We start from the raw sequence: 22,571 nt of genomic DNA, 5'->3' as shown, positions 1-22,571 counted from the left end.
CGGAGCGCGGCCCCCGGCGCGGCATGCGCGCGCCGGGGGCCGCAGATCCTTCGCGATTCTCAGCTCTCGTAGACGAAGTCGGCGCCGAGCAGACGGAGCTTCTCGATGAAGTTCTCGTAGCCGCGGGAGATGATCCCGAGGTTCGTGACCTTCGACTGCCCCTCCGCGGTGAGCGCCGCGATCAGGTGGCTGAAACCGCCGCGGAGGTCGGGGACCTCGATGTCGGCGCCGGTGAGGTGCGTCGGGCCGGTGATGACCGCCGCCTGCTCGAACTCGCGGCGCTTCACGCGGCGCGAGTCGTCGTGCAGGCCGTCGGGATGCACGACGATGTCCGCACCCATCTTGTTGAGCGCGTCCGTGAAGCCGAAGCGGTTCTCGTAGACCGTCTCGTGGATCGTCGAGACGCCCTGGGCCTGGGTGAGGGCCACGACGAGCGGCTGCTGCCAGTCCGTCATGAAGCCCGGGTGCACGTCGGTCTCGATCTGCACGGGCTTCAGCTCTCCGCCGGGGTGCCAGAAGCGGATGCCGTCGTCGCGCACGTCGAAGTCGCCGCCGACCTTGCGGAAGACGTTCAGGAAGGTCATCATCTCCTCCTGCTTCACGCCGCCCACGAAGACGTCGCCCCTGGTCGCGAGCGCGGCCGCGGCCCAGCTCGCCGCCTCGTTGCGATCGAAGATCGCGCGGTGGTCGTAGCCGCGGAGCTCGGGCACGCCCTCGATGAAGATCACCCGGTTGGGCTCCATCGAGATGATGGCGCCCATCTTCTGCAGGATGCAGATGAGGTCGACGATCTCGGGCTCGATCGCCGCATTGCGCAGCTCGGTCTGGCCCTCGGCGAGCACCGCGGTGAGCAGCACCTGCTCGGTCGCGCCGACCGAGGGGTAGGGCAGCTCGATGTTGGCGCCCTTCAGCCCGTCGGGGGCCGTGAGGCTGATCCCGCTCGGCAGCTTCTCGATGACCGCGCCGAACCGGCGCAGCGCGTCGAGGTGGAAGTCGATGGGGCGGTCGCCGATGCGGCAGCCCCCGAGGTCGGGGATGAAGGCCTCGCCGAGGCGGTGCAGCAGGGGGCCGCAGAACAGGATCGGGATGCGGGACGAACCCGCGTGGGCGTCGATGTCGGCCTTGTGCGCCATCTCGACGTTCGACGGGTCGAGCCGCCACTCGCCTGGCTCCTCGCCGCGGGTGATGAGCACGCCGTGGAGCGCGAGCAGGCCCGCCACGACGCGCACGTCGGAGATGTTCGGCACGTTGCGCAGCACGCTCGGCTTCTTGCCGAGCAGCGAGGCGACCATGGCCTTGGTGGCGAGGTTCTTCGCCCCGCGCACCTCGATGCGCCCCTGCAGGGGCCGTCCGCCGTTGATGATGATCTCGTCGGAGGTCAGGCCGACGCGCGCGCCCGCCTTCTGGGCGTCCTTCTTGAGGCCCTGCTCGTCGCTCGGCTGCTCGCCCGCCGGCGCCTCCACGGTCGACTGCTCGTCGACCCGTTCTTCGTTCGTAATCACGCAGTCCTCACGGGAAGAGTAGTGGGCATCCAAGAGGGACGCCTGGCCTCGAAATCGGTGATCGCCTGCTCGTTGCGCAGCGTCAACGAGATGTCGTCGAGCCCTTCGAGCAGACGCCACCGAGTGTAATCGTCGATCTGGAACGGAACTGTGAGGTCGCCGACGGACACCGTGCGGTCGTCGAGGCTGACGGTCAGCTTCGCCTCGGGGTCCGCCTCCATCGCCTCCCACAGGCGCTCAACGTCGGGTTCGTCGACCTGCGCCGCGAGCAGGCCCTGCTTGCCCGCGTTGCCGCGGAAGATGTCGGCGAAGCGCGCCGAGACGACGACGCGGAACCCGTAGTCCCGCAGCGCCCACACCGCGTGCTCCCGGGAGGAGCCCGTGCCGAAGTCGGGACCGGCGACGAGGATCTCGGCGCCCGCGTACCGGGGCTGGTTCAGCACGAAGTCGGGATCCTGCCGCCAGTGGTAGAAGAGGGCGTCGTCGAACCCGGTCTTCGTGACCCGCTTCAGGAACACTGCGGGGATGATCTGATCGGTGTCGACGTTCGAGCGCTTCAGAGGCGCGGCGATACCGGTGAAGGTGGTGAACTTATCCATGGTGTCTCAGGCCTCCACGGTCTCGGCGATGGTCTCGGCCCCCGCGTCTGCGTCGGCCTCGTGGGTGACGCCGTTCGCGGCGTCGGTCTCGAGATCCCAGGGGCTGGACAGCGTGCCGCGGATCGCGGTCGCCGCCGCCACCAGCGGCGACACCAGATGCGTACGCCCGCCCTTGCCCTGACGCCCCTCGAAATTGCGGTTCGACGTCGAAGCGCAACGCTCCCCCGGCGCGAGCTGGTCGGGGTTCATCCCCAGGCACATCGAGCACCCCGCGAACCGCCACTCCCCGCCGAACTCCTCGACGATCTTGTCGATCCCCTCCGCCTCCGCCTCCAAACGCACCTTCGCCGACCCCGGCACCACCATCAGCCGCACACCCTCGGCCTTCTTCTTCCCCCTGATGATCTCCGCGAAAGACCGCAGATCATCGAGACGGCTGTTGGTGCAGGAACCCATGAACACCGCGTCGACGGCGATCTCCTTCAAAGGAGTGCCCGCGGTCAGATCCATGTACTCCAGCGCGCGCTCGGCGGCGGCGCGAGCGCTCGGATCCTCGATCTTCGCGGGATCCGGCACGCTCTCGCTCAGCAGCGACCCCTGACCCGGGTTGGTGCCCCAAGTGACGAACGGCTCGAGCTTGCTCGCGTCGATGAATACCTCGCGGTCGAACACCGCGCCCTCGTCCGTGGGCAGCGTCCTCCAGTACTCCACCGCCCGATCCCAGTCCTCGCCCCGAGGCGCGCACTCGCGCCCCCTGACGTACTCGAACGTGATCTCGTCGGGGGCGACCATGCCCGCGCGGGCGCCGGCCTCGATCGACATGTTGCACATCGTCATGCGGCCGTCCATCGGCAGCGACCGGATCGTCGACCCGCGGTACTCGAGCACATACCCCTGCCCGCCGCCGGTGCCGATCTCGGCGATCACGGCGAGGATGATGTCCTTCGCCGTCACCCCCGGCCGCAACTCGCCCTCGACGTTGATCGCCATCGTCTTGAACGGCTTCAACGGCAGCGTCTGCGTCGCCATGACGTGCTCGACCTCGCTCGTGCCGATGCCGAACGCCAGCGCCCCGAACGCGCCGTGCGTGGAGGTGTGGCTGTCCCCGCATACCACGGTGATGCCCGGCATCGTGAGCCCCAGCTGCGGACCCACGACGTGGACGATGCCCTGCTCGGCGTCGCCGAGGGGATGCGCACGCACCCCGAACTCCTCGACGTTCCTGCGCAGCGTCTCGATCTGCACGCGACTCGTGGGATCCTCGATCTGCTTCGTGATATTGAGCGTCGGAGTGTTGTGATCCTCGGTCGCGATCATCAGATCCACCCGCCGCAACGGCCGATCCGCCATGCGCAGACCATCGAACGCCTGCGGGCTCGTCACCTCGTGGATGAGGTGCAGATCGATGTAGATCAGATCGGGATCACCGTTCTCGCCCTTGACGACCACGTGATCGTCCCAGAGCTTCTCGGCCAGAGTACGAGGGCGCCCTGCCGGCGCCGCGTGCTGTTCGACAGTCATAGGTGTGCTTCTCTTCTCTGCGTCAACGCGAAAACAGCGATTCCCGCGCGGTGGGCCGGCCATGCCGGGACTCCGCGACGGGGTGGACCGGTGAGTTAGGCCCCGTCGCGGCAGAGAAGGAGAAGCCGCCGCGAATGCATGGGTTCGAGTTTAGCACTGCGGCCGCCGGGGCACCCGACGACCGCGCTGCCCCCTCTGCGCTATCGACCCGCCGGGTAGTGGGTGGTGCCCGGCCTCAGCGCACCGCGCCCTGCGAGATCCTCCCGCAGCGCCTTCTTATCGATCTTGCCGATCTTGGTGAGGGGCATGTCCTCGACGATCACCAGCACCTCGGGCAGCTTGTACGCCGCGACTCCGGCGTCGCGCATGAGCCCGCGCAGATCGTCGAGCTCGATCCTGTGCCCCTCGCGCAGAGTCGCGTAGACGCAGACGCGCTCGCCCAGGTCGGGATCCGGGACCGCCACGGCCGCGTTCATCTCGATGCCGGGATGGCGGTAGAGGAGGTTCTCGACCTCCTCTCCCGAGATCTTCTCGCCTCCACGGTTGATGAGGTCCTTGTCGCGGCCCTGCACCACGAGATTGCCGTCCTCGCGCAGTTCGACGATGTCGCCCGTGATATACCAGCCGTCGGGAGCGAACGAGCGCCGGTTGTGCTCGGGGGCGCGGTAGTAGCCGCGCAGGGTGTACGGACCCTCGGTGTGGAGCACGCCGCGACCGCCGACGGGCACCGGGTCGCCGTTCTCATCGACGATCCGCACCCTGTCGCCGGGCGACACCGGGCGGCCCTGGGTCCCGATGATCACGTCATCGGGATCGTCGAGCCCGGTCATGTTGAGCAGGCCCTCCGCCATTCCGAACACCTGCTGCAGAGTGGCGCCGAGCACCGGCCTCACACGAGCCGCGAGCTCGTCGACGAGACGCGACCCGCCCACCTGCAGCACCTGCAGGCTCGAGAGCCGGCCGGTGCGCTCGGCCTCCTCGTGATCGATCCAGCGCTGCACGATCGCGGGTACCGCCGCGACGTGGGTGACGCCGTGCGCTTCGATCATCGCGAACGCCCGGCTCGGCTCGGGGCTCTGCAGCATGACGACCGTGCCGCCCGCGAGAAGGGCGCCGAGCAGACCCGGGCACGCCAGCGGGAAGTTATGACTCGCCGGCAGGGTCACCAGGTAGACGGTCTCCTCGTCGAAGCCCGCGACCTCGTTCGCCGCCTCGGCGTTGTAGCGGTAGTCGTTGTGGGACCGCGGGATGAGCTTCGGCAGGCCGGTGGTGCCGCCCGAGAGCAGGAACACCGCGACCGCGTCGGGCGAGACCGCGAGCGCCTCGAGTGCCGCGGCGGGCTCGACGCCCGCCGCGGGAGGCTCGCAGAGCTCGCGCAGATCGATGGCGCCCTCGCGGGCGTCGCCGAGCACGATGAGGTCGCGCACGCTCGGCACGGCGTCCCGGATCGCCGCTGCGAGGCCCTGATGGTCGAAGTCGCGCAGCGTGTCGGGCACGACCAGGGCGACGGCCTCGGAGTGCTCTGCGAGGTACTCGAGCTCGTGCCGGCGATGCGCGGGCAGCGCCATCACGGGGATGACCCCGGCGCGGAGGCAGCCGAGCACGAAGACGACGAACTCCCAGGTGTTCGGCAGCTGCACGACCACTCGGTCGTCGGCCTCGAAGCCGAGCTCCCGCAGGCGCGCGCCGAGCGCGTCGGCCCGGCGGCACATCTCGGCGTAGCCGATGCGGGTGTCGCCGTCGATGAGTGCGATCCGGTCGGGCCGCTGTTCGGCCATGCGCCAGATCGGAGCGGTGAGGGGCTCGTCCTTCCAGTAGCCGGCCTCGCGGTACCGCGCCGCGAGATCCGCGGGCCAGGCGACCAGGCCCTCAGTTGTCGGTGTCGACGCCATCGTCTTCCTTTCGCGTTACCAGCACTGCATCGAGGGCGATTGCGCCCTCGGCGGTGACCCTCAGCGGGTTCACCTCGAGTTCGTCGATCCACTCGTTGGCCACGAGCAGCCCGCCGATTCCGGCGATGCACGCGGCGAGTTCGGCCGTGTCGACTGCCGGACCGCCGCGCCAGCCGCGCAGCAGCGCCGCGGCCTGGAGCTCGTCGGGCATCGCCGCCGCGATCTCGGTGCTCAGCGGCGCCGATCGGATCACGACATCGCCGATCGCCTCGGCCGCCGTGCCGCCGATCCCGAGCAGCACGATCGGGCCGAACACCGGATCCCGACGCGCCCCGAGGATGAGGTCGATCCCCGAGGGCGCCATCTCCTCGACGAGCACGCGCTCGGCACCGATGGTCAGCAGCGCGTCGAACGCCGCGTCGAGCGCCTCGCGATCCGCGATGCCGAGGTGCACGCCGCCGACCTCGGTCTTGTGCAGCAGCGTCTCGGAGAGGATCTTGACGGCGAGCGGCGCCCGCAGCTCGGTGAAGGCGGCGTGCGCCTCCTCACGGCTCACCACGACGCGGCGCTCGGGAGTGGCGATGCCGAGACCCGCGACCAGTCGCTTGGCGGCGTGCTCGTCCCAGCCGCCGCTCGCTTCGAGGCCGGGCCCCGCGACCGCGACCGCGGCCTCATCCAGCGCGCGCAGCCGGGCGTCCTCGACCACGGCCGCGACCGCCTGGGCGAGTCCGAGCGGGCCGGTGACGAACGGCACGCCCGCTCCGACCGCTGCAGAGCGGTCGGCGGCGAGCTCCTCCTCGGGGCCGTCCATAGCCACGATCACGGGAGCGCTCCCCCGCTGCATCTCCTTCGCCCGCCGCACGCTGCTCACCATATCGAGCACGGGTTCGGTGAGGCCGTAGACGCCGACCGCGTCGACCTCCGCGTCGTCGGCCACGGCGGCGATGACCTCGGAGAAGCCCGGACCCGGCCGGCCGGTGTCGACCGGATTGGCCTGATAGGTGAGCGGGGGCAGCAGCTCTCCGATGCGCTGTCGTGTCTGCTCGGAGAGCACGGGCAGATCCACCCGCCGCGACCCGAGCTCGTCCGCGATGAGCAGCCCCGGCCCCGCCTGGCCGGTGATCAGCGCGGCGCCGGGAGACCGCGACGCCGCGATTCGCCCGCCGGAGAGACCGATGACGGCCGAGATGAGCTGCTCCTCGTCGTCGACCACCACGGCGCCCGCCTGGCTGAGCACTGAGCGGGTGGTGCGCCAGGAGGTTGCGAGTGCGCCGGTGTGCGACCGCGCGAACTCGGAGACGTTGTTGCGGCCCACGACGAGCGCGACCACCGGCTTCCGGGCGGTCGCGGCGCGCACCGCCGCGAGCAGGGCGGGGCCGTCGTCGCATGTCTCGAGGTGCAGGGCGATCACGCGAGTCTGCTCGTCGGAGGCGAGGTGGGCGAGCACATCGGCGTGGTCCACGTCGACGCCCGTGCCGATCCCGACGCCGAGGCTGATGCCGACCCCCTGCCCCGAGAGGCGGAACGCGAGCATGTGGTTGACCCCGCCGCTCGCGGCCACGATGCCCACCGAGCCGACGGCGACGCGGTGGGCGCCGGGCACGAAGCTCGCGATGAGTCCCCGCCCGGGGGCGAAGAACCCCGAGGTGTTCGGGCCGAGAAGGCGCATACCGCCGCGGGCGAGCTCGTCGCGCACGCGATCCTCGATCGCCGCGCCCTCCGGACCGATCTCGGAGAAGCCGCCCGAGCAGACGAGGGCGGCCCGGGCACCCGCCGCCGCGCAGTCCGCGAGAGCTGCGGGGGTGGCGCCGGCGGGCACGCAGATCACCGCGAGGTCGGGGTGGCCGCCCGAGTCGGCGATCTGCCGAGCCGCCTCGGCGGCCGAGGTGGCGAAGCCGTCGGCGTTCGCGCGGGGATTGACCCGTGCGAGCGGCACTCCGCTCTTCTCGAGCGACGCCGCCATCACGGCCCCCAGCTTCTCGGGAGAGGCCGAGGCGCCGACGACCATCACGCCGCGGGGCTCGAAGAACGGGCGCATCGCGCTGTCCGTCACCGGGAGACCACCGCGTCGGCGCGGCCCGAGAGCACGAGCGTGGCGGCCTGGTCCGCGGTGCCGTCGACGAGCTCGATGATCACGGGCAGGTCGCCGGACAGCGAGAGCCGCTCCGATTCGAAGATGCGCTCGTCCTCGTCGCCGCCCGTGAGGATCACGAGCTCGGCGTCAGCGGTCTCGGCGGCGCGCTCCTCGACGTCGAGGTCGACGACGCGGGCGCGGGTCGCATCGAGGTGCTCGCCCGAGGCGTGGACGAGCTCGTCCTCGGCGCCCCAGGAGAGCAGCCGCCCGGGGAGGCGCTGCGAACCGAGCTCGATCGGGGTGTCGAGCACCTCCGCGCCGTTGCGCGCCGTCCACTCGGCTTCGACGGCCTCCGCGAAGCGCTGATCGCGCAGGCGGATCTTCTGCAGCGGAATGCTGCGCGAGAAGAAGTGGAAGGCGAACTGCCACGGTTCGAGGGCCCGGTAGTACTCGCCGAAGTGCTCCCACCAGCGCAGGCTGGGGCGAGCGGCGTTCTGCACGCGGGCGACCTGGGGCTGGGCGACGCGCTCGTACTCCGCGAAGGCGGCCTCGAGGTCATCGGGGTGGGCGGCGAGGCCGTCCGCCAGGGCGATCGCGTCCTCCATCGCCATCTTGGTGCCGGATCCCACGCTGAAGTGCGCGGTGTGCACGGCGTCGCCGAGGAAGACGATGTTGCCGGCGTGCCATCTCTCGGTGCGGCGGGTGCGGAAGCTGCCCCACCGCGAGTTGTTGGTGAGCAGCCGGCCGCCCCGCAGTTCCTCTGCGAAGAGCGCGGTGATGTAGGCGCGGGTCTTCTCGTCGGAGGGCCCGGGAGGCTGGGTCGCGTCGAACTCGTCGAGGCCGGCCGCGCGCCACGTGTCCTCGTCCGTCTCGACGATGAACGTGCTCACGTCGGCGGAGATCGGGTAGGCGTGCACCGCGAAGTTGCCGTGCTCGTTGCGCCGATGCAGGAACGTGAGGCCGTCGAACATCCGATCGGTGCCGAACCAGATGAACTTGGCGGCCGCCTGTTCGACGGTGTGACCGAGCACATCGTCGCCGACGGCAGTGCGGAACGCGGAGTTGGCGCCGTCGCCCGCGACGATGACGTCGTAGTCGCCGAGCCGATCGGGAGTCGGCACGAACTCGCCGAAGCGCATGTCGACTCCCGCCGCCGCGGCCTTCGCCTGCAGCTCGCGCAGCAGGGTGCGACGGTGGATCGCGGCCATGCCGTTGCCGCCGAAGGAGTGGGTCTCGCCCTTGGCCACGACGTCGATGACCTCCCAGTGCTTGCCGTGCGCCGCGAGCGCGTCCGTGAGCACCGGGTCGGCGGCCTCGATCCTGCGGAGCGTCGCATCCGAGAAGACGACGCCGAAGCCGAAGGCGTCGTCGGCCTGATTGCGCTCGAAGAGGGTGATCTCCCACTCGGGGCGGCGCTTCTTCATGAGCGTCGCGAAGAACAGGCCACCGGGGCCGCCGCCTACGACAGCGATTCGTTTCGACATTGAACTTTCCCGCCTCTGTACGGAGTGAACTGACACGATCAGTATGTTACAGAATCTCGTTGCTTGTCAATTATTCGTTACTTATCAGGGCACGCCGCCCCGTGGGCCGAGGAGACGGAGCACTCAGAACCAGCGCGGGATCGCGGGGAGGTCACCCGGATCGCAGGCCAGCCGCCGGGCGCCGCGGCCGCTCAGCCACCTGGCGATGTCCGGAGCGGCCCCCGACACGACCGGCGCATCGCCGCTCCCCGGGTCGCCGATGTCCGGGTCGCCGACGTCCGGGTCGCCGACCTCGATCGCGGGCCGGCCGTCGTCGAACTCGAGGCGGAGGCGGACCTCCTCCCCGCGGCGCCGCCAGAAGGCCAGCACGTCGTCGATGATCCGGGTGATCATCTCGGGCGGGAAATCGAGGAACGATCCCCCGTTGCCGAGATCGACCGCGTGCACCCACACTTCGCGGGCCCGCATCCAGGCGGTCTCGCGAGCGGGCACGAGGCGACCCTGCGCGGTGCGCACCTCACGATCCCACTGCTCATCGGTGAGATCGCGCCATTCCACGTTCAGATGCGCCTCGGAGTGGGCGAACAGGGTGCGAAGCGCCCGGGGCGGCAGCGTGCCGCCGAGCAGGATCTCGCCGTCTCGCTGCCGATCCGTGAGATACATCGGGGTCTCGACGCCGGTGCTCGCCCACTCCGTGAGCCGGGTGAGGGCGCGGGCGTTGTAGCCGACGTGGGCGATGAGCTCGGCCCGGGTCCAGCCGGGCACGAGGCTCGGCTCCCGCAGCCGATCGTCGGGCAGCTCGGTGAGCTTGCGCGCGAAATAGGCGGTGCCGCGACGAGCCCAGTCGAGCTCCGCTGCGGGAGCCTTCGGCGCGTCGTAGCGAGCGCCGGAGCCCTGCCGGGCCCTGAGCGCGGCGCGCGCCTCCTCGATCGCCTGCTCCGCGAGCCGCTCGGCCTCGGCGCGCATCAGATCCGCTCCGGCACCGCGACGTTCACCAGTTCGCCGATCCCGTCGATCGCGGTGCTGAGGGTCTGCCCGGCGGTGAGATAGCGCTGCGGCGTGCGGGCGTGGCCGACGCCCCCGGGCGTGCCCGTGGCGATGACGTCGCCCGGGTTGAGCGTGAAGATCGTCGAGATGTACGAGATGAGCGCCGCGGAGTCGAAGACGAGATCGTCGATCGGGGTCTGCTGCACGATCTCGTCGTCGACGCGGGTCGTCATCATCGCTCCGGCGGGGATCTCCTCGGGGGTGACGAATACCGGGCCGATCGGGGTCGAGTTCTCCCAGGCCTTGCCCTGGAACCACATCGGGGTGCGGTACTGCCAGTCCCGCATGGTCACGTCGTTGAGCACCGAGTAGCCGGCGATCGCCTCGGCGGCCTGCTCGGGAGTCGCGCGGCGCACGGTCTTGCCGACGACGAGGGCGAGCTCGCCCTCCCAGTCGACCGCGTCGGACTCCGGGGGAAGCTGGATGTCGTCGCGGGGGCCGATAAGCGACTCGGGGTACTTGGTGAACAGCGTCGGGTGCTCGGGCAGCTCGCGACCCATCTCGAGGATGTGGTTGCGGTAGTTGAGGCCGACGCAGACCACCTTCTGCGGCGCGACCACGACCGGCGCGAGCTTGGTCTCGTCGAGCGCCTCCTGCCGGCCCCCGAGCGACGAGACCTGCTCGAGGGCGCCGGCGCGCAGCACGGCCCCCACGTCGTCGAAGCCGTCGAGGCGGGTGACGGCGTCGCCGTCGACGCGGACCGCGACGGTGGTGCCGCTCTCGTCGATGCGCAGGGTTGCGAGTCTCATCGGTTGTCTCCTTCGATCAGGGTGCGGTTGAAGTGGAGGCGCTCGATGATCGGCGCATCCGAGAAGGCGAACAGGTCGAACTGGCCCTCGGCTCGGAGCGACCACGGAACCCACGAGGGCACGACGAAGATGTCGCCCCTCTCGAGTTCGCGCTCGGTGCCATCGAGCACGACGGATCCGGTGCCTTCGAACACCTGGAAGACCTGCGAGCCGACGTCGTGGCGGGTCGGGGTCTCGGTGCCCGCGCGCAGGCGGTGGAACTCGGCCCGGATCGTCGGCATGACGTCGCCGCCGGTGGTCGGATTCACATACCGGACCGCCGCGTGCCCCTGCTCGACGGTGGCCGGCACGCCCTCCTCCTCCAGCAGCAGCTGCTCCGTGAGCGCGCGGTCGGTGTATTCCCAGCGGTAGGCGCCGATGGGCGAGCTGACCGTGCGCTGCAGACCCGAGAGCGGGCGGAGGCCCGGGTGGCACCAGAGGCGCTCACCCCGCGAGTAACGGGGAGTCGCGTAGTCGGTGACGCGCTCCGACCCGAACTCGAAGAACCCCACGTCGTTCTGCTGGGAGAACGGGATGTCGAGACCGTCGATCCAGGCCATCGGCTGGTCGGTCTCGTTGTGGTGGCCGTGGAAGTTCCAGCCCGGCGTGAGCAGGAAGTCCCCCCGGCTCATGCGCACGGGGTCCCCGTTGACGACCGTCCAGACCCCCTCTCCCTCGACGACGAATCGGAAGGCGTTCTGCGAGTGGCGGTGTTCGGGCGCGGTCTCCTTGGGGCCGAGGTACTGGATCGCGCACCACAGGGTCGGGGAGATGTAGGCGCGGCCGTCGAGCCCCGGGTTGGCGAGTCCGATCGCGCGACGCTCGCCGCCGCGGCCGACCGGCACGAGATCGCCCGACTTCCGGGCGAGCGGGTAGAGGCTCGACCACTTCCAGACGTGAGGGACCGCCTTGGGCGACGGGTACATCGGCATGAGGTCGTCGATCTGCGTCCACAGCGGCATGAGGTGCTCGGCCTCGAAGCCCTCGTAGAGCGCGCGCAGTTCGGGGGTGTCCTCCGGCTGCATGGCGTCGTCGATCGAGTCGTGATCCACGACCTCGAGCCCCGTGATCGGGTCGATCTGAGTCATCTTCGAACTCCTTCTTGCTAGAGAGAACCACCAGCAGTATTGCCTCGGGGAGCGTCGGGACTCGGTAGGATTCCACTGTGCAGAATCCGAGTGGTCCTCTTTCCGGGCCTCGACGAGAGCTCGCCCCCGAGCCGAAGTACGTCCTGGGCTCCGTCGACGGCGCGCTGCAGCTCCTCCAGCTGCTGCGCGACGAAGGGTCCCTCCGCGTGATGACGGCTGCGGAGCACCTCGGCGTCTCGAGATCGACCGCTCACCGCCTGCTCGGCATGCTCGTCTACCGGGGCTTCGCGGTCCAGGACGAGGACCGGGTCTACCAGCCCGGACCCGGCATGAACGTGCCTCCCGTGCGCACCGGCGCGATCCGGGAGTTCAAGAACCGCACCGAGCAGCTGTTCCTCGATTTCGTGGCCGAGACCGGCGAGACCGTCAGCCTCGTCGCCCGATTCGGCACGACATCGCGATTCATCGAGACGTACGTGCCGCAGCGCTCCTTCGCCGTCACCAGCAGACGAGGCCAGATCCTGCCCGCCATGCTCACCTCCGGAGGGAAGGCGCTCCTCTCGCTGCTGCCGGACGCCGCGCTCGCGCAGCTCTACCGTTCCGACGCGGCCGCGCTCGCCGGCACGAGACTGAGCGACGCCGAATTCCGGGCGTTCGCCGCCGAACTGAGCCGAGTGCGTCATCAGGGCTACGCCCTCAATCGGGAAGCGACCGAGAGCGGGATCTGGGCACTGAGCATGCCGCTCCACTCCCCCGAACGGGGCACCTGGCTCGCGTTCGCGGTCGCCGTCCCGGCCGAGAAGTCGGAGATGCTCTCGGAGGGGTCGTTCCTCGAGCGCTGCCGCGACTTCAAGCGCCGCGTCGACCGCGCGACGATCTCGGGCTAGCGCTTCGGCCCCGCGTCTGCCCATCGGCCCGCTCGAGCGGCGGATCAGTCGCGCAGCACCGGCAGGCCGGCGAGCTCCTCCACGACTCGATCGGCGTCGCGCTCGAGACTCGCGTACACGCGGGTGAAGACCCTGTGGGCCGCGCGGCCGGTCCACCCGTCGGGCAGCAGCTCCTCGGGCAGGTCCGGGTCCCTGAAGGGAAACTGCCGATAGGCGTTCGTCAGCTCGACGTGGCGCATGAAGGCTTCGACGCCGTGCAACTCGGGCGTGGATGCGAACTCCTCGACGAAAGTCGCGTAGTCCGCCTGAACATCGCCGAGATCCCAGCATCTCGCCGCGATGCTCCGATCCTCCGCCAGGCTGCGAGTCGAGCAGCTCAGCAGGTCGAGGGAGACGAGCGGCAGTTCCGCGAGCGCCCGCTCGACGTCGTCGAGGCGGGGGTGCGGGCTCATCCAGGTCGAGGCGCTCAGCTGTCCGAAACCGAGCCAGGCGAGCTTCTTGCGCGCCTCATCGCGCGCGACGCGCTGATGCTCGGAGAACTTCACGATGACCATGGACCACCGCCGGTCCCATCGGCCGTCGCCGCGCCGGAAGATGCGCTCGCGCCCCTCGTCGAGCAGCCGCCAGCCCTTGTCGGAGAGCAGGTATCTCACCTCGCGGCCATTGCGCCGCGACTCGAACCAGCCCTCCTTGCGCAGCCGGGTCATCACCACCCGGGTGGTCCCGGGGTCGACGCCGAAATGCTCGAGCATGCGCGTCAATCCCGACAGCGGCACCTCCCCCTCTCCGCAGTAGCGCAGGTAGTCGCCGAAGAGGGTGAAGACAAGAGCTCTCGGGGTCACCGTTCGATTCTCGCAGGTCAGAGCCGCGGGACGACGCCCGTGGTGCCGTCTGTCGCACTCCTGCGACGCGTCCGGAACTCCTGCAGCGTCAGATGCACCGCCTCGTCAGCCTCGATCACCCGCCGGCGGTCGGGTTCGATCTCGGGGAGAGGGGTCGCGGGGCGCAGCGTCGCGCGGCTGCGCCGCACGAGATCGTGGTACACGCGCGTGCCGTTGCGCTTCCACTCGACCGTCTCGGCGTCGAGCTCGCGTACGAGCCGGGCGGGACTGCCGAGCACGAGCGAACGGGGAGGGAACCGCGACCCGGCCGTGACCACCGCTCCCGCCCCCACGAGCGAGTCCGCCCCGATCACCGCGTCGTCGAGCACCGCGGCGTTGATGCCGATGAGCGCGTAGGAGCCGATCGAGCAGCCGTGCAGCACCGCACCGTGGCCGACGTGGCTGTTGGCGGCGAGCTCGGTGTCTCGGCCAGGGAAGACGTGGACCGTGCAGGAGTCCTGCACGTTGCTCCCCTCGCCGACGACGATGCGTCCGAGATCGGCCCTCAGGCTCGCGTGGGGGCCGATGTAGCAGCCGGCTCCGACGATGACGTCCCCGATCAGACTCGCCGTCTCGTGCACGAACGCGGTCGGTTCGACCACCGGCACCACGCCGTCGATCTCGTAACAGGTCATCGGCTCCTCCTTCAGCATCCGCGCCGGGTCAATATGAATAACATAACATTGACACTCAACGGGATTTTGTTACATTCATAGTCGCGTCCATTTCACTCACTCAACGACGAGGAGCACATCCCGTGAACCAAGCCACATCGACCCGGCCGGCCCCCGCTGGAACCGCGCTCAAGAAGAAATCCGGCCTGATCGTACTCGCTCTCTGCTTCGTCGCGATCGTCTTCGACGGCTACGACCTCGTGGTCTACGGTTCGACGGTGCCGTCGATCCTCGGGGACGAGAGCTGGGATGTCGACCCCAACGCCGCCGGCGTCTACGGCAGCCTCGCGCTTCTCGGGATGCTCATCGGCACCCTCTTCGTCGGTCTGCTCACCGATGTGCTCGGCCGCAAGAAGATCATGATCATCTCGCTCACCTGGTTCTCGGTGCTCATGGGGCTCACCGCCATTGCTCCGTCACCCGAGATATTCGGCCTCCTGCGCTTCCTCACCGGCCTCGGCCTGGGGCCGATCATCCCCAGCTGCGTCGCCATGACCGTCGAGTTCGCCCCTCGGGCGCGCCGCCAGCTCGCGAACGCCGTGATGTACAGCGGATACTCGGTCGGCGGCGTGCTCGCCGCACTGCTCGGCATCGTCCTGCTGCCGCACGTCGACTGGCGCTGGCTCTATGCGTTCGGCGCCCTGCCGGTCGTCGTGCTCGTGCCCTTCATCTGGGCCTTCATGCCGGAGTCGGTCGCCTACCTGGCCGCCCGGGGTCGCCACGCGGAGGCTCGGCGCATCGCCGACGACTACGGCCTCGTCTACGCCGACGTCGTCGCCGGCCCCGCGGCCGCCGGGACCGCCGAGGCCGCGGAGGCCGCGGCCGAGCAGACCCCCGAGCAGACGGGGTCGCTGCGACTGATGTTCAGCCACAGCTGGATCCTCGGCACCTTCATGCTCGCCTTCGCCAGCTACTGCGGTCTGCTGCTCGTATACGGCCTGAACACCTGGCTGCCCCAGATCATGCGCGAGGCCGGATACGATCTCGGCAGCTCCCTGAGCTTCCTGCTCGCCCTCAACGTCGGCGCGATCGTCGGCGCGATCTCCGGCTCCTACATCGCCGACAGGATCGGCATCAAGAAGGTCGTGCTCGCGAGCTTCGCGATCGCGTTCATCGCCATCGCCCTCATGAGCTTCGGACTCCCCTACGGCGTACTGCTCGTCTTCATCGCATTCGCGGGTCTCGGATCGATCGGCACGCAGATCTTCGTCAACGGATTCGTGGCCACGTACTACCCGCAGGCCAACTCCGCCACGGCGCTGGCCTGGACCCTGGGCGTCGGCCGTCTCGGCGGCATGAGCGGCCCGATCATCGGCGGCCTCATCGCGAGTCTCGCGCTCGGCTTCCAGGTGAACTTCTACATCTTCGCGGCCGTGGCGCTCGTCGGCGCGGTACTCATCGCACTGGTGCCGAGGCGGTCCGCGGGCGTGTGACGGCTCGAGCGGGACAGGGCGCCGGGGAGCCTTCCCGGCGCCCTGTCCCGCGTCCCCGACTCTCTCAGCCCTCGGATTCCAGCACCTGCAGCAGCACCTTGGCGGTGGTCCACGTCTCGTGCTGGAACAACTCGACCGCGCCCTCACCATCGCGAGCGATCGCGAGGTGCATGAGCTCGCTGTGCTCGGCCGCGATGTCGCGGTCGGCGATGTCCTCCGCGGCGGGCGACCCGGCCGGCACCCGCACCTGGTAGTAGATCGCCGATTCCTTGCGCAAGCGGTTCACGAGCGAGAGCATCCGCGGGCTGCCGCAGGCCGCCGTGAGCGCCTCATGGAAGGAGATGTGCGCGCGAACCCACGCCTCGGACTCTCCCCACCAGGCGCTGCTCTCCGACACCTCGGCCCGCTCGAGGACGTGGTGCGCCGCGATGATCCCGGCCTCCCACTCCGTGTCGCCCTGCTCGATGGAGAGTTTCATGGCCTCCGATTCGACGAGCACACGCAGCTTGATGAGGTCGACCAGCCCCTCGGCCGTGATGTCGATGACGCGGAAGCCCCGGTTGGGGTTGGCGACGACGAGGTTCTCCTCGACGAGCCGGATCAGCACCTCGCGCACCACGGCACGACTCACGTCGAACCTCGCCATCAGCGCCTCGAGCCGCAGCGGCTCGCCGCGGCCGATCTTGCCGGAGAGGATGTCGGCCCGCAGAGAGGTACGAACGAACTCGGTCAGGGTGAGAGAGTCTGCCCGCGCTGTCATGTGTTTCACTATAGGGCTTGCAAGCCGGCGGAGATGGGGAGGGCGGGCCGCGCGCAGCCCGCCCTCCGCCGCATCAGCGATCGAGGATGCTGCGGAGCACGCGCAGCAGCTCGTCCGCATCGGCCGTCTCCGTCGTGCGCCAGCCGATCATATGGTCCGGCCGGACGAGCAGCGCGCCGAGCTCCCCGATCTGGGCGACGGCCGCGAAGTCGCCGTAGGCGTCCTCGTAGTCTCCGCCGCGGCCGATGACCACGACGTCGAGGGGCAGACCGAGTTCCTCGGACACCACCGCCGCCGCGTCGCGCCATGCCGCGCCCCGGTCGCCGGCGAGGATCGTGAATCCGCCCTTGCCGCAGAGGTCGAAGATCGGCGTGCGTCGCTGGTCCTTCACGACCCAGGCGTGCGGCAGGTGGTGGCCGGGGAAGGACGACGGGAAGTAGTGCAGCTCCACATCGCGCTCCGGCACGGGAGCCTCGGCGCCGTCGGTGACGACGGCGCGCGAGGAGTAGAACTGGTTGAGCTCCATGCCGTGCGTGTTGAAGCATGCGAGCGTGGCGTCCATCGCGGCGCGGAACTCCGCACGCCGCTCGGCGCCCTCCTCCGTCGGCGCCTCGAGATTCTCGAGCACCTGGGCGAGCACCGACTCCTCGAATCCGGGCGGAAGGCGGAGCGCCTTGAACATGCCGGGCATGAGCCCCTCGCTGCGCACCGTGCGGTCCACGAGGTGCTTGGCGATGGGCAGGCGCTCCTCGGCATAGCTCTCGAGCAGCCCGGGGCCGGCGAGACCGCGCAGCACGAGGGCGAGCTTCCAGGCGAGGTTGTAGGAGTCCTGGATCGAGGTGTTGGATCCGAGTCCGTTCATCGGCGAGTGGCGATGCGCGGCGTCGCCGACGATGAAGGCGCGGCCGCGGGTGTTCTCGACCGCGTACTTGCGGTTGACGCCCCAGGTCGAGAGCGACTCGATCTCGACGGGCACCGTGTCGTCGCCGATGAGCTTGTGCGCGATCGAGGTCCCGAGCTCGTCGGTGAGCTCGGGCGTGCCCTGGCTCGCGTCGAAGCCCCAGACGCCCACCCAGCGATCCCAGGTGTCGACGACGCGCAGCACGCCCACGCCGACCCCGCCGTGGCCGACTCCCTGCTGCAGGAACCAGTACATGTCGCTCGGACGGTGCTCGACGAGATGGCTGAGGTCGGCGCGGAACACGACGTTCATCGACGCGCTCGCGACCATCTCGCCCTCGAAGCGCAGGCCGAGCTGCTCCGCGACGAGCGAGCGGCCGCCGTCGGCTCCGATGAGGTACCTGCTGCGCACGGTGTACTGCTCTCCGGTCACCCGGTCCCGCAGGGTCGAGGTCACTCCGTCGTCGTCCTGCTCGAAGCCCAGGAGCTCCGTCCCGCTGCGCACGGTGGTGCCGCGGTACGAGGCGGCGCCCACGAGGATCGGTTCCATCTTGTCCTGCGGAATGTCGCAGACGGCGGTGGGGCTGGCGAGGTCGTGCTCGGCCTTGAAGCTGGGATGCGTGTACCAGGTGCGGATCCGGCCGAGCTCCTGGCCCGCGAGGCTCGTCGCGTAGACGTGGTCGCCCATGAGGTTCTGCGGCGTCGAGGCGGCCTTCGCCTGGCGCTCGAGTCCGAGGTCGCGAAGCACCTCCATGGCGCGCTGATTGGTGATGTGGGCGCGCGGCGTATTGGCCACGCTGTTGTACTTGTTGATCATCATGGCGTCGATGCCGTAGGTCGCGAGCAGCGCCCCTGCCGCCGCACCGGCGGGGCCGGCCCCGACGATGAGCACCTCGGTCTCGACTGCGGGAATCGTGTTCATGTTGGTTCCTTTCGGTTGAGCGCCGCAGCGGCATTGCCGCGGCGCGAAACTGGGAGATCGTCGCCCCTCGCGGGCTCCGGGAGGGGCGACGGGCGATCCTCCTGCGAGAGCAGGTCGAGCGCGATGTCGGGGAGCATGTCCTCCTGCCCGCCGATGAGCCGGCGCCTGCCGGCCTCGACCAGCAGCGCGCGCGTGTCGGGCCCGTACGAGGCCGAGGCCCGCTCGGCGTGACGCAGGAAGCTCGAGTAGGTGCCCGCGTACCCCAGGGTGAGCGTCTCGCGGTCGACCTGCACGGGCCGGTCGTGCAGCGGGCGCACGAGATCGTCTGCCGCATCCTGCAACCCGAACAGGTCTGCGCGCGTCTCCCAGCCCATGAGCTCGGCGACCGCGACGAAGGGTTCGATGGGGGTGTTCCCGGCTCCGGCTCCGTGCCCGGCGAGCGATGCGTCGACGCGGAACGCCCCCGCTTCGACCGCGACCACCGAGTTCGCGACCGCCAGCGAGAGGTTCTGATGCGCGTGCACCCCGATCTGGGTCTCCTCCGCGAGCGCATCGCGGTACGCCGCGATGCGCTCGCGGACGTCCTGCATCGTCATGCGGCCGGCGGAGTCGGTGACGTAGACGCAGTCCGCGCCGTAGCTCTCCATGAGCAGCGCCTGCTCCGCGAGCGCCCGCGGCGGCTGCAGGTGGGACATCATGAGGAAGCCGGAGACGTCCATCCCCCACCCCTTGGCCGTCTCGATGTACTGCTTCGAGACGTCGGCCTCGGTGCAGTGCGTGGCGATCCGCACCGATCGCACTCCGAGGTCGTAGGCCCGCCGCAGGTCGCGCAGCGTGCCGATGCCGGGCAGCAGCAGCGTGGTGAGCACCGCGTGCTGCACGACCTCCGCGGCGGCCTCGATCCATTCGAACGAGGCGTGGGATCCGGGGCCGTAGGTGAGGCTGCCGCCGGCGAGACCGTCGCCGTGGGTGACCTCGATCGCGTCCACGCCGCTGCGATCGAGCGTGGCCGCGATGCTCGCGACGGCGCCCGGGTCGATCCGGTGCCTGATCGCGTGCATTCCGTCGCGCAGGGTGACGTCCTGGAGATAGAACTTCCGGCTCACGACACGGCCTCCTGCAGTCTCTCGGCGATGCCGTCGGCGACGCGGAGCGCGGCCGACGTCATGATGTCCAGGTTCCCCGCATAGGCGGGCAGGTACATCGCCGCGCCCTCCACCTCGAGAAAGACGGTGATGCGGGTGTAGCCGTCGGGTCGGCGAAGCCTCTCGGGCACGAGCCGCTCGACCTCCGATCCCTCGGCTTCGAAGATCACGTCCTGCTTGAGCCGGTATCCGGGCACGTACTCGGCGACTTCGGCGACGCGAGCGCGCACCTGCGCTGCGATCCGCTCCTGCTGGGCATCGTCGAGCGGCGCCGTGAGCAGCTGCACGGTGTCGCGCATGATCATGGGCGGCTCGGCGGGGTTGAGCACGATGATCGCCTTGCCCCGGGCCGCTCCGCCCACCGTCTCGAGACCCCTCGCAGTCGTCTCGGTGAACTCGTCGATGTTCGCGCGGGTGCCGGGGCCCGCCGAGCGCGACGCGATCGAGGCCACGATCTCCGCGTAGAGCACGGGCGTCTGCGACGACACGGCGTGCACGATCGGGATCGTCGCCTGGCCGCCGCAGGTGACCATGTTCACGTCGTCGGCGGCCAGGTGCTCGTCGAGGTTCACCGGCGGCACGGTGAACGGCCCCGTGGCCGCCGGCGTGAGATCGACGAGGCGCTTGCCGTGCGGGATGAGGGCCTTCGCGTTGGCCCGATGGGCCGCGGCGCTCGTCGCGTCGAACACGAGGCCGATCTCGTCGAACTGCGGGCTGCGCATGAGGCCCTCGATCCCCTCGTGCGTGGTCTCGAAGCCGAGCCCCGCGGCCCGCGCCAGCCCGTCGGAGTGCGGATCGATCCCGACCATCACGCCCATCTCCAGCCGCTCGCTCAGTCGCATCACCTTGAACATGAGGTCCGTGCCGATGTTCCCGGATCCGATGATCGCGACCTTCATGCGCGGTCCGGCGCGGAGGCGATCCGCCGGGTTCCCCGCCGCACCTCGGGGCCGCGTCATCGTCACAGCTCCTCCGTGTAGAAGAGGCGCACGAGCGCGAGCATCGACTCGCGCCGCTCGATCTGCACCCAGTGGCCGCACTTCTCGAAGATGTGCAGTTGGGAGTTCGGGATGTGCTGGTTCAGATACACCGAAGAGTCCGGCGTCACGAAGCGGTCCTCTCGCCCATGCACGAGCAGCGTGCGCTGCTGGATGCGACGCAGCGAGGACTGCGGCACCGTCATCTCGGACGGCAGGGACACCGGCGGGTTGAAGAACCGCGTGTAGGAGCGGCGCACCTCGGGCCTGCTGAGCTCGATGAAGCGGTCCTCGACGATGGAGTCGAGGTCGGCGCCGAGGTCGCTCTCGTCGTACACGAACCATCGGGTGAGGGCTTTGAGGCCTTCCTTCGACGGATCCTTGTAGTACGTGGCCATGCGAATGACCTCTTGCGTGGGTGCGGCCATGTGGCCGCCGGCGCTCCCCATGAGCACGAGGCTCTTCACCCGCTCGGGGTGAGCCTCGGTGAGCCACATGGCCAGCGCCCCGCCCATGGAGTTGCCGATCACGTGCGCCTGCTCGATGCCGAGCGCGTCGAGCAGCGAGATGACCTGCCGCACACGCGCGCGCATCCATCCGATCAGCGTGGGCGGTCCGTCCTCGGGATGATCCGTGTTGCCGTAGCCGAGGATGTCGGGGGCGATCGCCCGGTGGCGGTCCGCCAGACCGGGGATGAAGCCCCGCCAGTTGGTCGCCGCGTTCGCGCCCGGCCCTCCGCCGTGCAGCAGCAGGACGGCATCGCCGTCTCCGCGCGAATCGAGGTACTCCGTCGTGTACCCGTCGGTCTCGATGCGCTCGGTCGTGAAACTCTCCATGGTCACGCCTCCGTCGTGGTGTTCATGACGTGGTCGTCGGTGTGCGGGATGTAGTCGGTCGGCCCCCACATGGCGAGCGCCGTCGCGATGTCGTCCACGCCCCACTCGACCGGCTCCCAATCGGGGTCGAAGATGAGGTAGCCGTTGCTGAATATCTCGACGCGGTGCCCGGAGCCGGGATCGCGCACGTAGAGGAAGAAGGCCTGGCTCACGCCGTGCTTGCCCGGGCCCTGATCGGGCTTGATCCCAGCCTCGACCAGGATGTCGGCGGCCCGCAGCACGTCTGCGGCGTTGTCGAGCCAGAACGCGAGGTGGTGCATGCGGGCCGGAGTCGTCTCGTGCGGACCGGCCTTCATCACCGCGATGTCGTGCACGAGCGGCGTGACGCTCATCCAGCCGCCGATGCGGCCGTGCGGGGTCTGGACGTACTCGCGCAGCTTGAATCCGAGGTTGTCGGTGAGCCACTGGTGCACGGGCTCCGGCTCGTGGGTGCTCCACAGGTTGACGTGGTCGATGCGACGCACGCCGATACCGCGATTCCAGGACTTGTAGCGCTGGTTGAGCAGCACGGAGCGGTCGGCCTCGGCGACGGCGGGCTTCTCGACGTCCCAGTAGAGGCGGAGCTTGTGCCCCGAGGGCATCTGCAGGCGGAGCGACTCTCCGTACCCGTCCTCGGCGTCGGGGGCCTGCACGGCCACCTCGGTGCCGTTCTCGGTGAGCTGCGTGTAGAACTTGTCGAGGTCCTCGGGGCGGCGCACCCGCCACGAGACGTGGTCGAGACGCGACCGCTCTCCCGCTTCGAGCACGAGGCTGTGGTGCTCGCGCTCCATGGCGGCGCGCAGATACACCTTGGTCTCGGTGCGGGCGACGATCTCGAGGCCGATGACGTCGTGGAAGAACCAGAGCGACTTCTCGAGATCGGGCGTGAAGAGATGCGCTGCTCCGAGCTTCGCGATCTCCGGTTGGTTGTGATATGCCATCGGGTTCCTTCGTTCAGATCGATACGACGCTCCGGACCGCCATGTCCGTGAGCCCGTTCGACACGGGGCGGGTCGCGGCCGTGCGACTGCGCTCATCATAAGTTCATTTCGACCAAAAAGTCGACTATTAATCCAATAATCTTTACAGTCGACCGTTCGGGGTCGCGGAAACGCAGAAGGG

At 69.6% G+C, this 22,571-nt stretch carries 19 protein-coding genes; 2 read left to right on the top strand and 17 right to left on the bottom strand.

What is annotated here, in order from left to right; translation table 11 throughout:
- Nucleotides 1–59: 59 nt before the first annotated feature.
- From murA to JD276_RS14815, 9 genes are all read right to left on the bottom strand, one after another.
- Entirely contained in the window at nt 60–1,382 is a 1,323-nt protein-coding gene (gene murA / locus JD276_RS14855) for a UDP-N-acetylglucosamine 1-carboxyvinyltransferase (RefSeq protein WP_200116456.1), read from the bottom strand.
- 116 nt (nt 1,383–1,498) lie between these two features.
- Entirely contained in the window at nt 1,499–2,101 is a 603-nt protein-coding gene (gene leuD, locus JD276_RS14850) for a 3-isopropylmalate dehydratase small subunit (protein ID WP_200116448.1), read from the bottom strand.
- Between the two features lie 6 nt (nt 2,102–2,107).
- Nucleotides 2,108–3,622 carry a 3-isopropylmalate dehydratase large subunit gene (leuC, locus tag JD276_RS14845; RefSeq protein ID WP_200116447.1) on the bottom strand — a complete coding sequence of 505 codons (1,515 nt, stop codon included), beginning with the start codon at nt 3,620–3,622 and terminating at the stop codon, nt 2,108–2,110.
- Between the two features lie 200 nt (nt 3,623–3,822).
- Nucleotides 3,823–5,514 (bottom strand): (2,3-dihydroxybenzoyl)adenylate synthase, encoded by a 1,692-nt coding sequence (locus tag JD276_RS14840; protein WP_200116446.1) that lies wholly within the window; start codon nt 5,512–5,514, stop codon nt 3,823–3,825.
- Nucleotides 5,492–7,567, bottom strand: a complete 2,076-nt coding sequence (locus JD276_RS14835; protein WP_307866599.1) for an acetate--CoA ligase family protein — start codon at nt 7,565–7,567, stop codon at nt 5,492–5,494. Before JD276_RS14835 ends, JD276_RS14840 begins: the two co-directional genes overlap by 23 nt.
- Entirely contained in the window at nt 7,564–9,072 is a 1,509-nt protein-coding gene (locus JD276_RS14830; protein ID WP_200116445.1) for an FAD-dependent monooxygenase, read from the bottom strand. Before JD276_RS14830 ends, JD276_RS14835 begins: the two co-directional genes overlap by 4 nt.
- 123 nt (nt 9,073–9,195) lie before the next feature.
- On the bottom strand, nt 9,196–10,038 hold the full coding sequence (locus tag JD276_RS14825) for a maleylpyruvate isomerase family mycothiol-dependent enzyme (protein ID WP_200116444.1): 843 nt from the start codon (nt 10,036–10,038) through the stop codon (nt 9,196–9,198).
- Nucleotides 10,038–10,868 (bottom strand): fumarylacetoacetate hydrolase family protein, encoded by an 831-nt coding sequence (locus tag JD276_RS14820; RefSeq protein ID WP_200116443.1) that lies wholly within the window; start codon nt 10,866–10,868, stop codon nt 10,038–10,040. The genes JD276_RS14825 and JD276_RS14820 overlap by 1 nt, the downstream gene beginning before the upstream one ends.
- A complete protein-coding gene (locus tag JD276_RS14815; protein WP_233615784.1) occupies nt 10,865–11,932 on the bottom strand; it encodes a cupin domain-containing protein in 1,068 nt (355 codons plus the stop codon). The genes JD276_RS14820 and JD276_RS14815 overlap by 4 nt, the downstream gene beginning before the upstream one ends.
- Nucleotides 11,933–12,072: 140 nt before the next feature.
- Between JD276_RS14815 and JD276_RS14810 the strand changes: the two genes are divergently transcribed.
- On the top strand, nt 12,073–12,882 hold the full coding sequence (locus JD276_RS14810; RefSeq protein ID WP_200116441.1) for an IclR family transcriptional regulator: 810 nt from the start codon (nt 12,073–12,075) through the stop codon (nt 12,880–12,882).
- Between the two features lie 44 nt (nt 12,883–12,926).
- Here JD276_RS14810 and JD276_RS14805 read toward each other — a convergent pair whose 3' ends face one another.
- On the bottom strand, nt 12,927–13,724 hold the full coding sequence (locus JD276_RS14805; protein WP_200116440.1) for a PaaX family transcriptional regulator: 798 nt from the start codon (nt 13,722–13,724) through the stop codon (nt 12,927–12,929).
- Between the two features lie 17 nt (nt 13,725–13,741).
- A complete protein-coding gene (locus JD276_RS14800) occupies nt 13,742–14,398 on the bottom strand; it encodes a gamma carbonic anhydrase family protein (RefSeq protein ID WP_200116439.1) in 657 nt (218 codons plus the stop codon).
- A 122-nt stretch (nt 14,399–14,520) separates the two neighbouring features.
- Between JD276_RS14800 and JD276_RS14795 the strand changes: the two genes are divergently transcribed.
- Entirely contained in the window at nt 14,521–15,870 is a 1,350-nt protein-coding gene (locus JD276_RS14795; protein WP_200116438.1) for an MFS transporter, read from the top strand.
- A gap of 64 nt (nt 15,871–15,934) precedes the next feature.
- Here JD276_RS14795 and JD276_RS14790 read toward each other — a convergent pair whose 3' ends face one another.
- From JD276_RS14790 to JD276_RS14765, 6 genes are all read right to left on the bottom strand, one after another.
- Nucleotides 15,935–16,630 (bottom strand): GntR family transcriptional regulator, encoded by a 696-nt coding sequence (locus JD276_RS14790; RefSeq protein WP_200116437.1) that lies wholly within the window; start codon nt 16,628–16,630, stop codon nt 15,935–15,937.
- A gap of 73 nt (nt 16,631–16,703) precedes the next feature.
- On the bottom strand, nt 16,704–18,452 hold the full coding sequence (locus JD276_RS14785; RefSeq protein ID WP_200116436.1) for an FAD-dependent oxidoreductase: 1,749 nt from the start codon (nt 18,450–18,452) through the stop codon (nt 16,704–16,706).
- On the bottom strand, nt 18,449–19,558 hold the full coding sequence (dmpG, locus tag JD276_RS14780) for a 4-hydroxy-2-oxovalerate aldolase (protein ID WP_200116435.1): 1,110 nt from the start codon (nt 19,556–19,558) through the stop codon (nt 18,449–18,451). The genes JD276_RS14785 and dmpG overlap by 4 nt, the downstream gene beginning before the upstream one ends.
- Nucleotides 19,555–20,556 carry an acetaldehyde dehydrogenase (acetylating) gene (locus tag JD276_RS14775; protein WP_200116434.1) on the bottom strand — a complete coding sequence of 334 codons (1,002 nt, stop codon included), beginning with the start codon at nt 20,554–20,556 and terminating at the stop codon, nt 19,555–19,557. Before JD276_RS14775 ends, dmpG begins: the two co-directional genes overlap by 4 nt.
- 2 nt (nt 20,557–20,558) lie before the next feature.
- The gene (locus tag JD276_RS14770; RefSeq protein ID WP_200116433.1) at nt 20,559–21,410 is read right to left on the bottom strand and encodes an alpha/beta fold hydrolase; all 852 of its coding nucleotides are present in this window, start codon (nt 21,408–21,410) and stop codon (nt 20,559–20,561) included.
- A gap of 2 nt (nt 21,411–21,412) precedes the next feature.
- Nucleotides 21,413–22,390 (bottom strand): VOC family protein, encoded by a 978-nt coding sequence (locus JD276_RS14765; RefSeq protein WP_200116432.1) that lies wholly within the window; start codon nt 22,388–22,390, stop codon nt 21,413–21,415.
- Nucleotides 22,391–22,571: the final 181 nt, after the last annotated feature.

This window comes from Leucobacter chromiisoli (genome assembly GCF_016522505.1).
Classification (GTDB): Bacteria; Actinomycetota; Actinomycetes; order Actinomycetales; family Microbacteriaceae; genus Leucobacter; species Leucobacter chromiisoli.
This window is presented reverse-complemented; position numbering and strand designations above follow the sequence as displayed.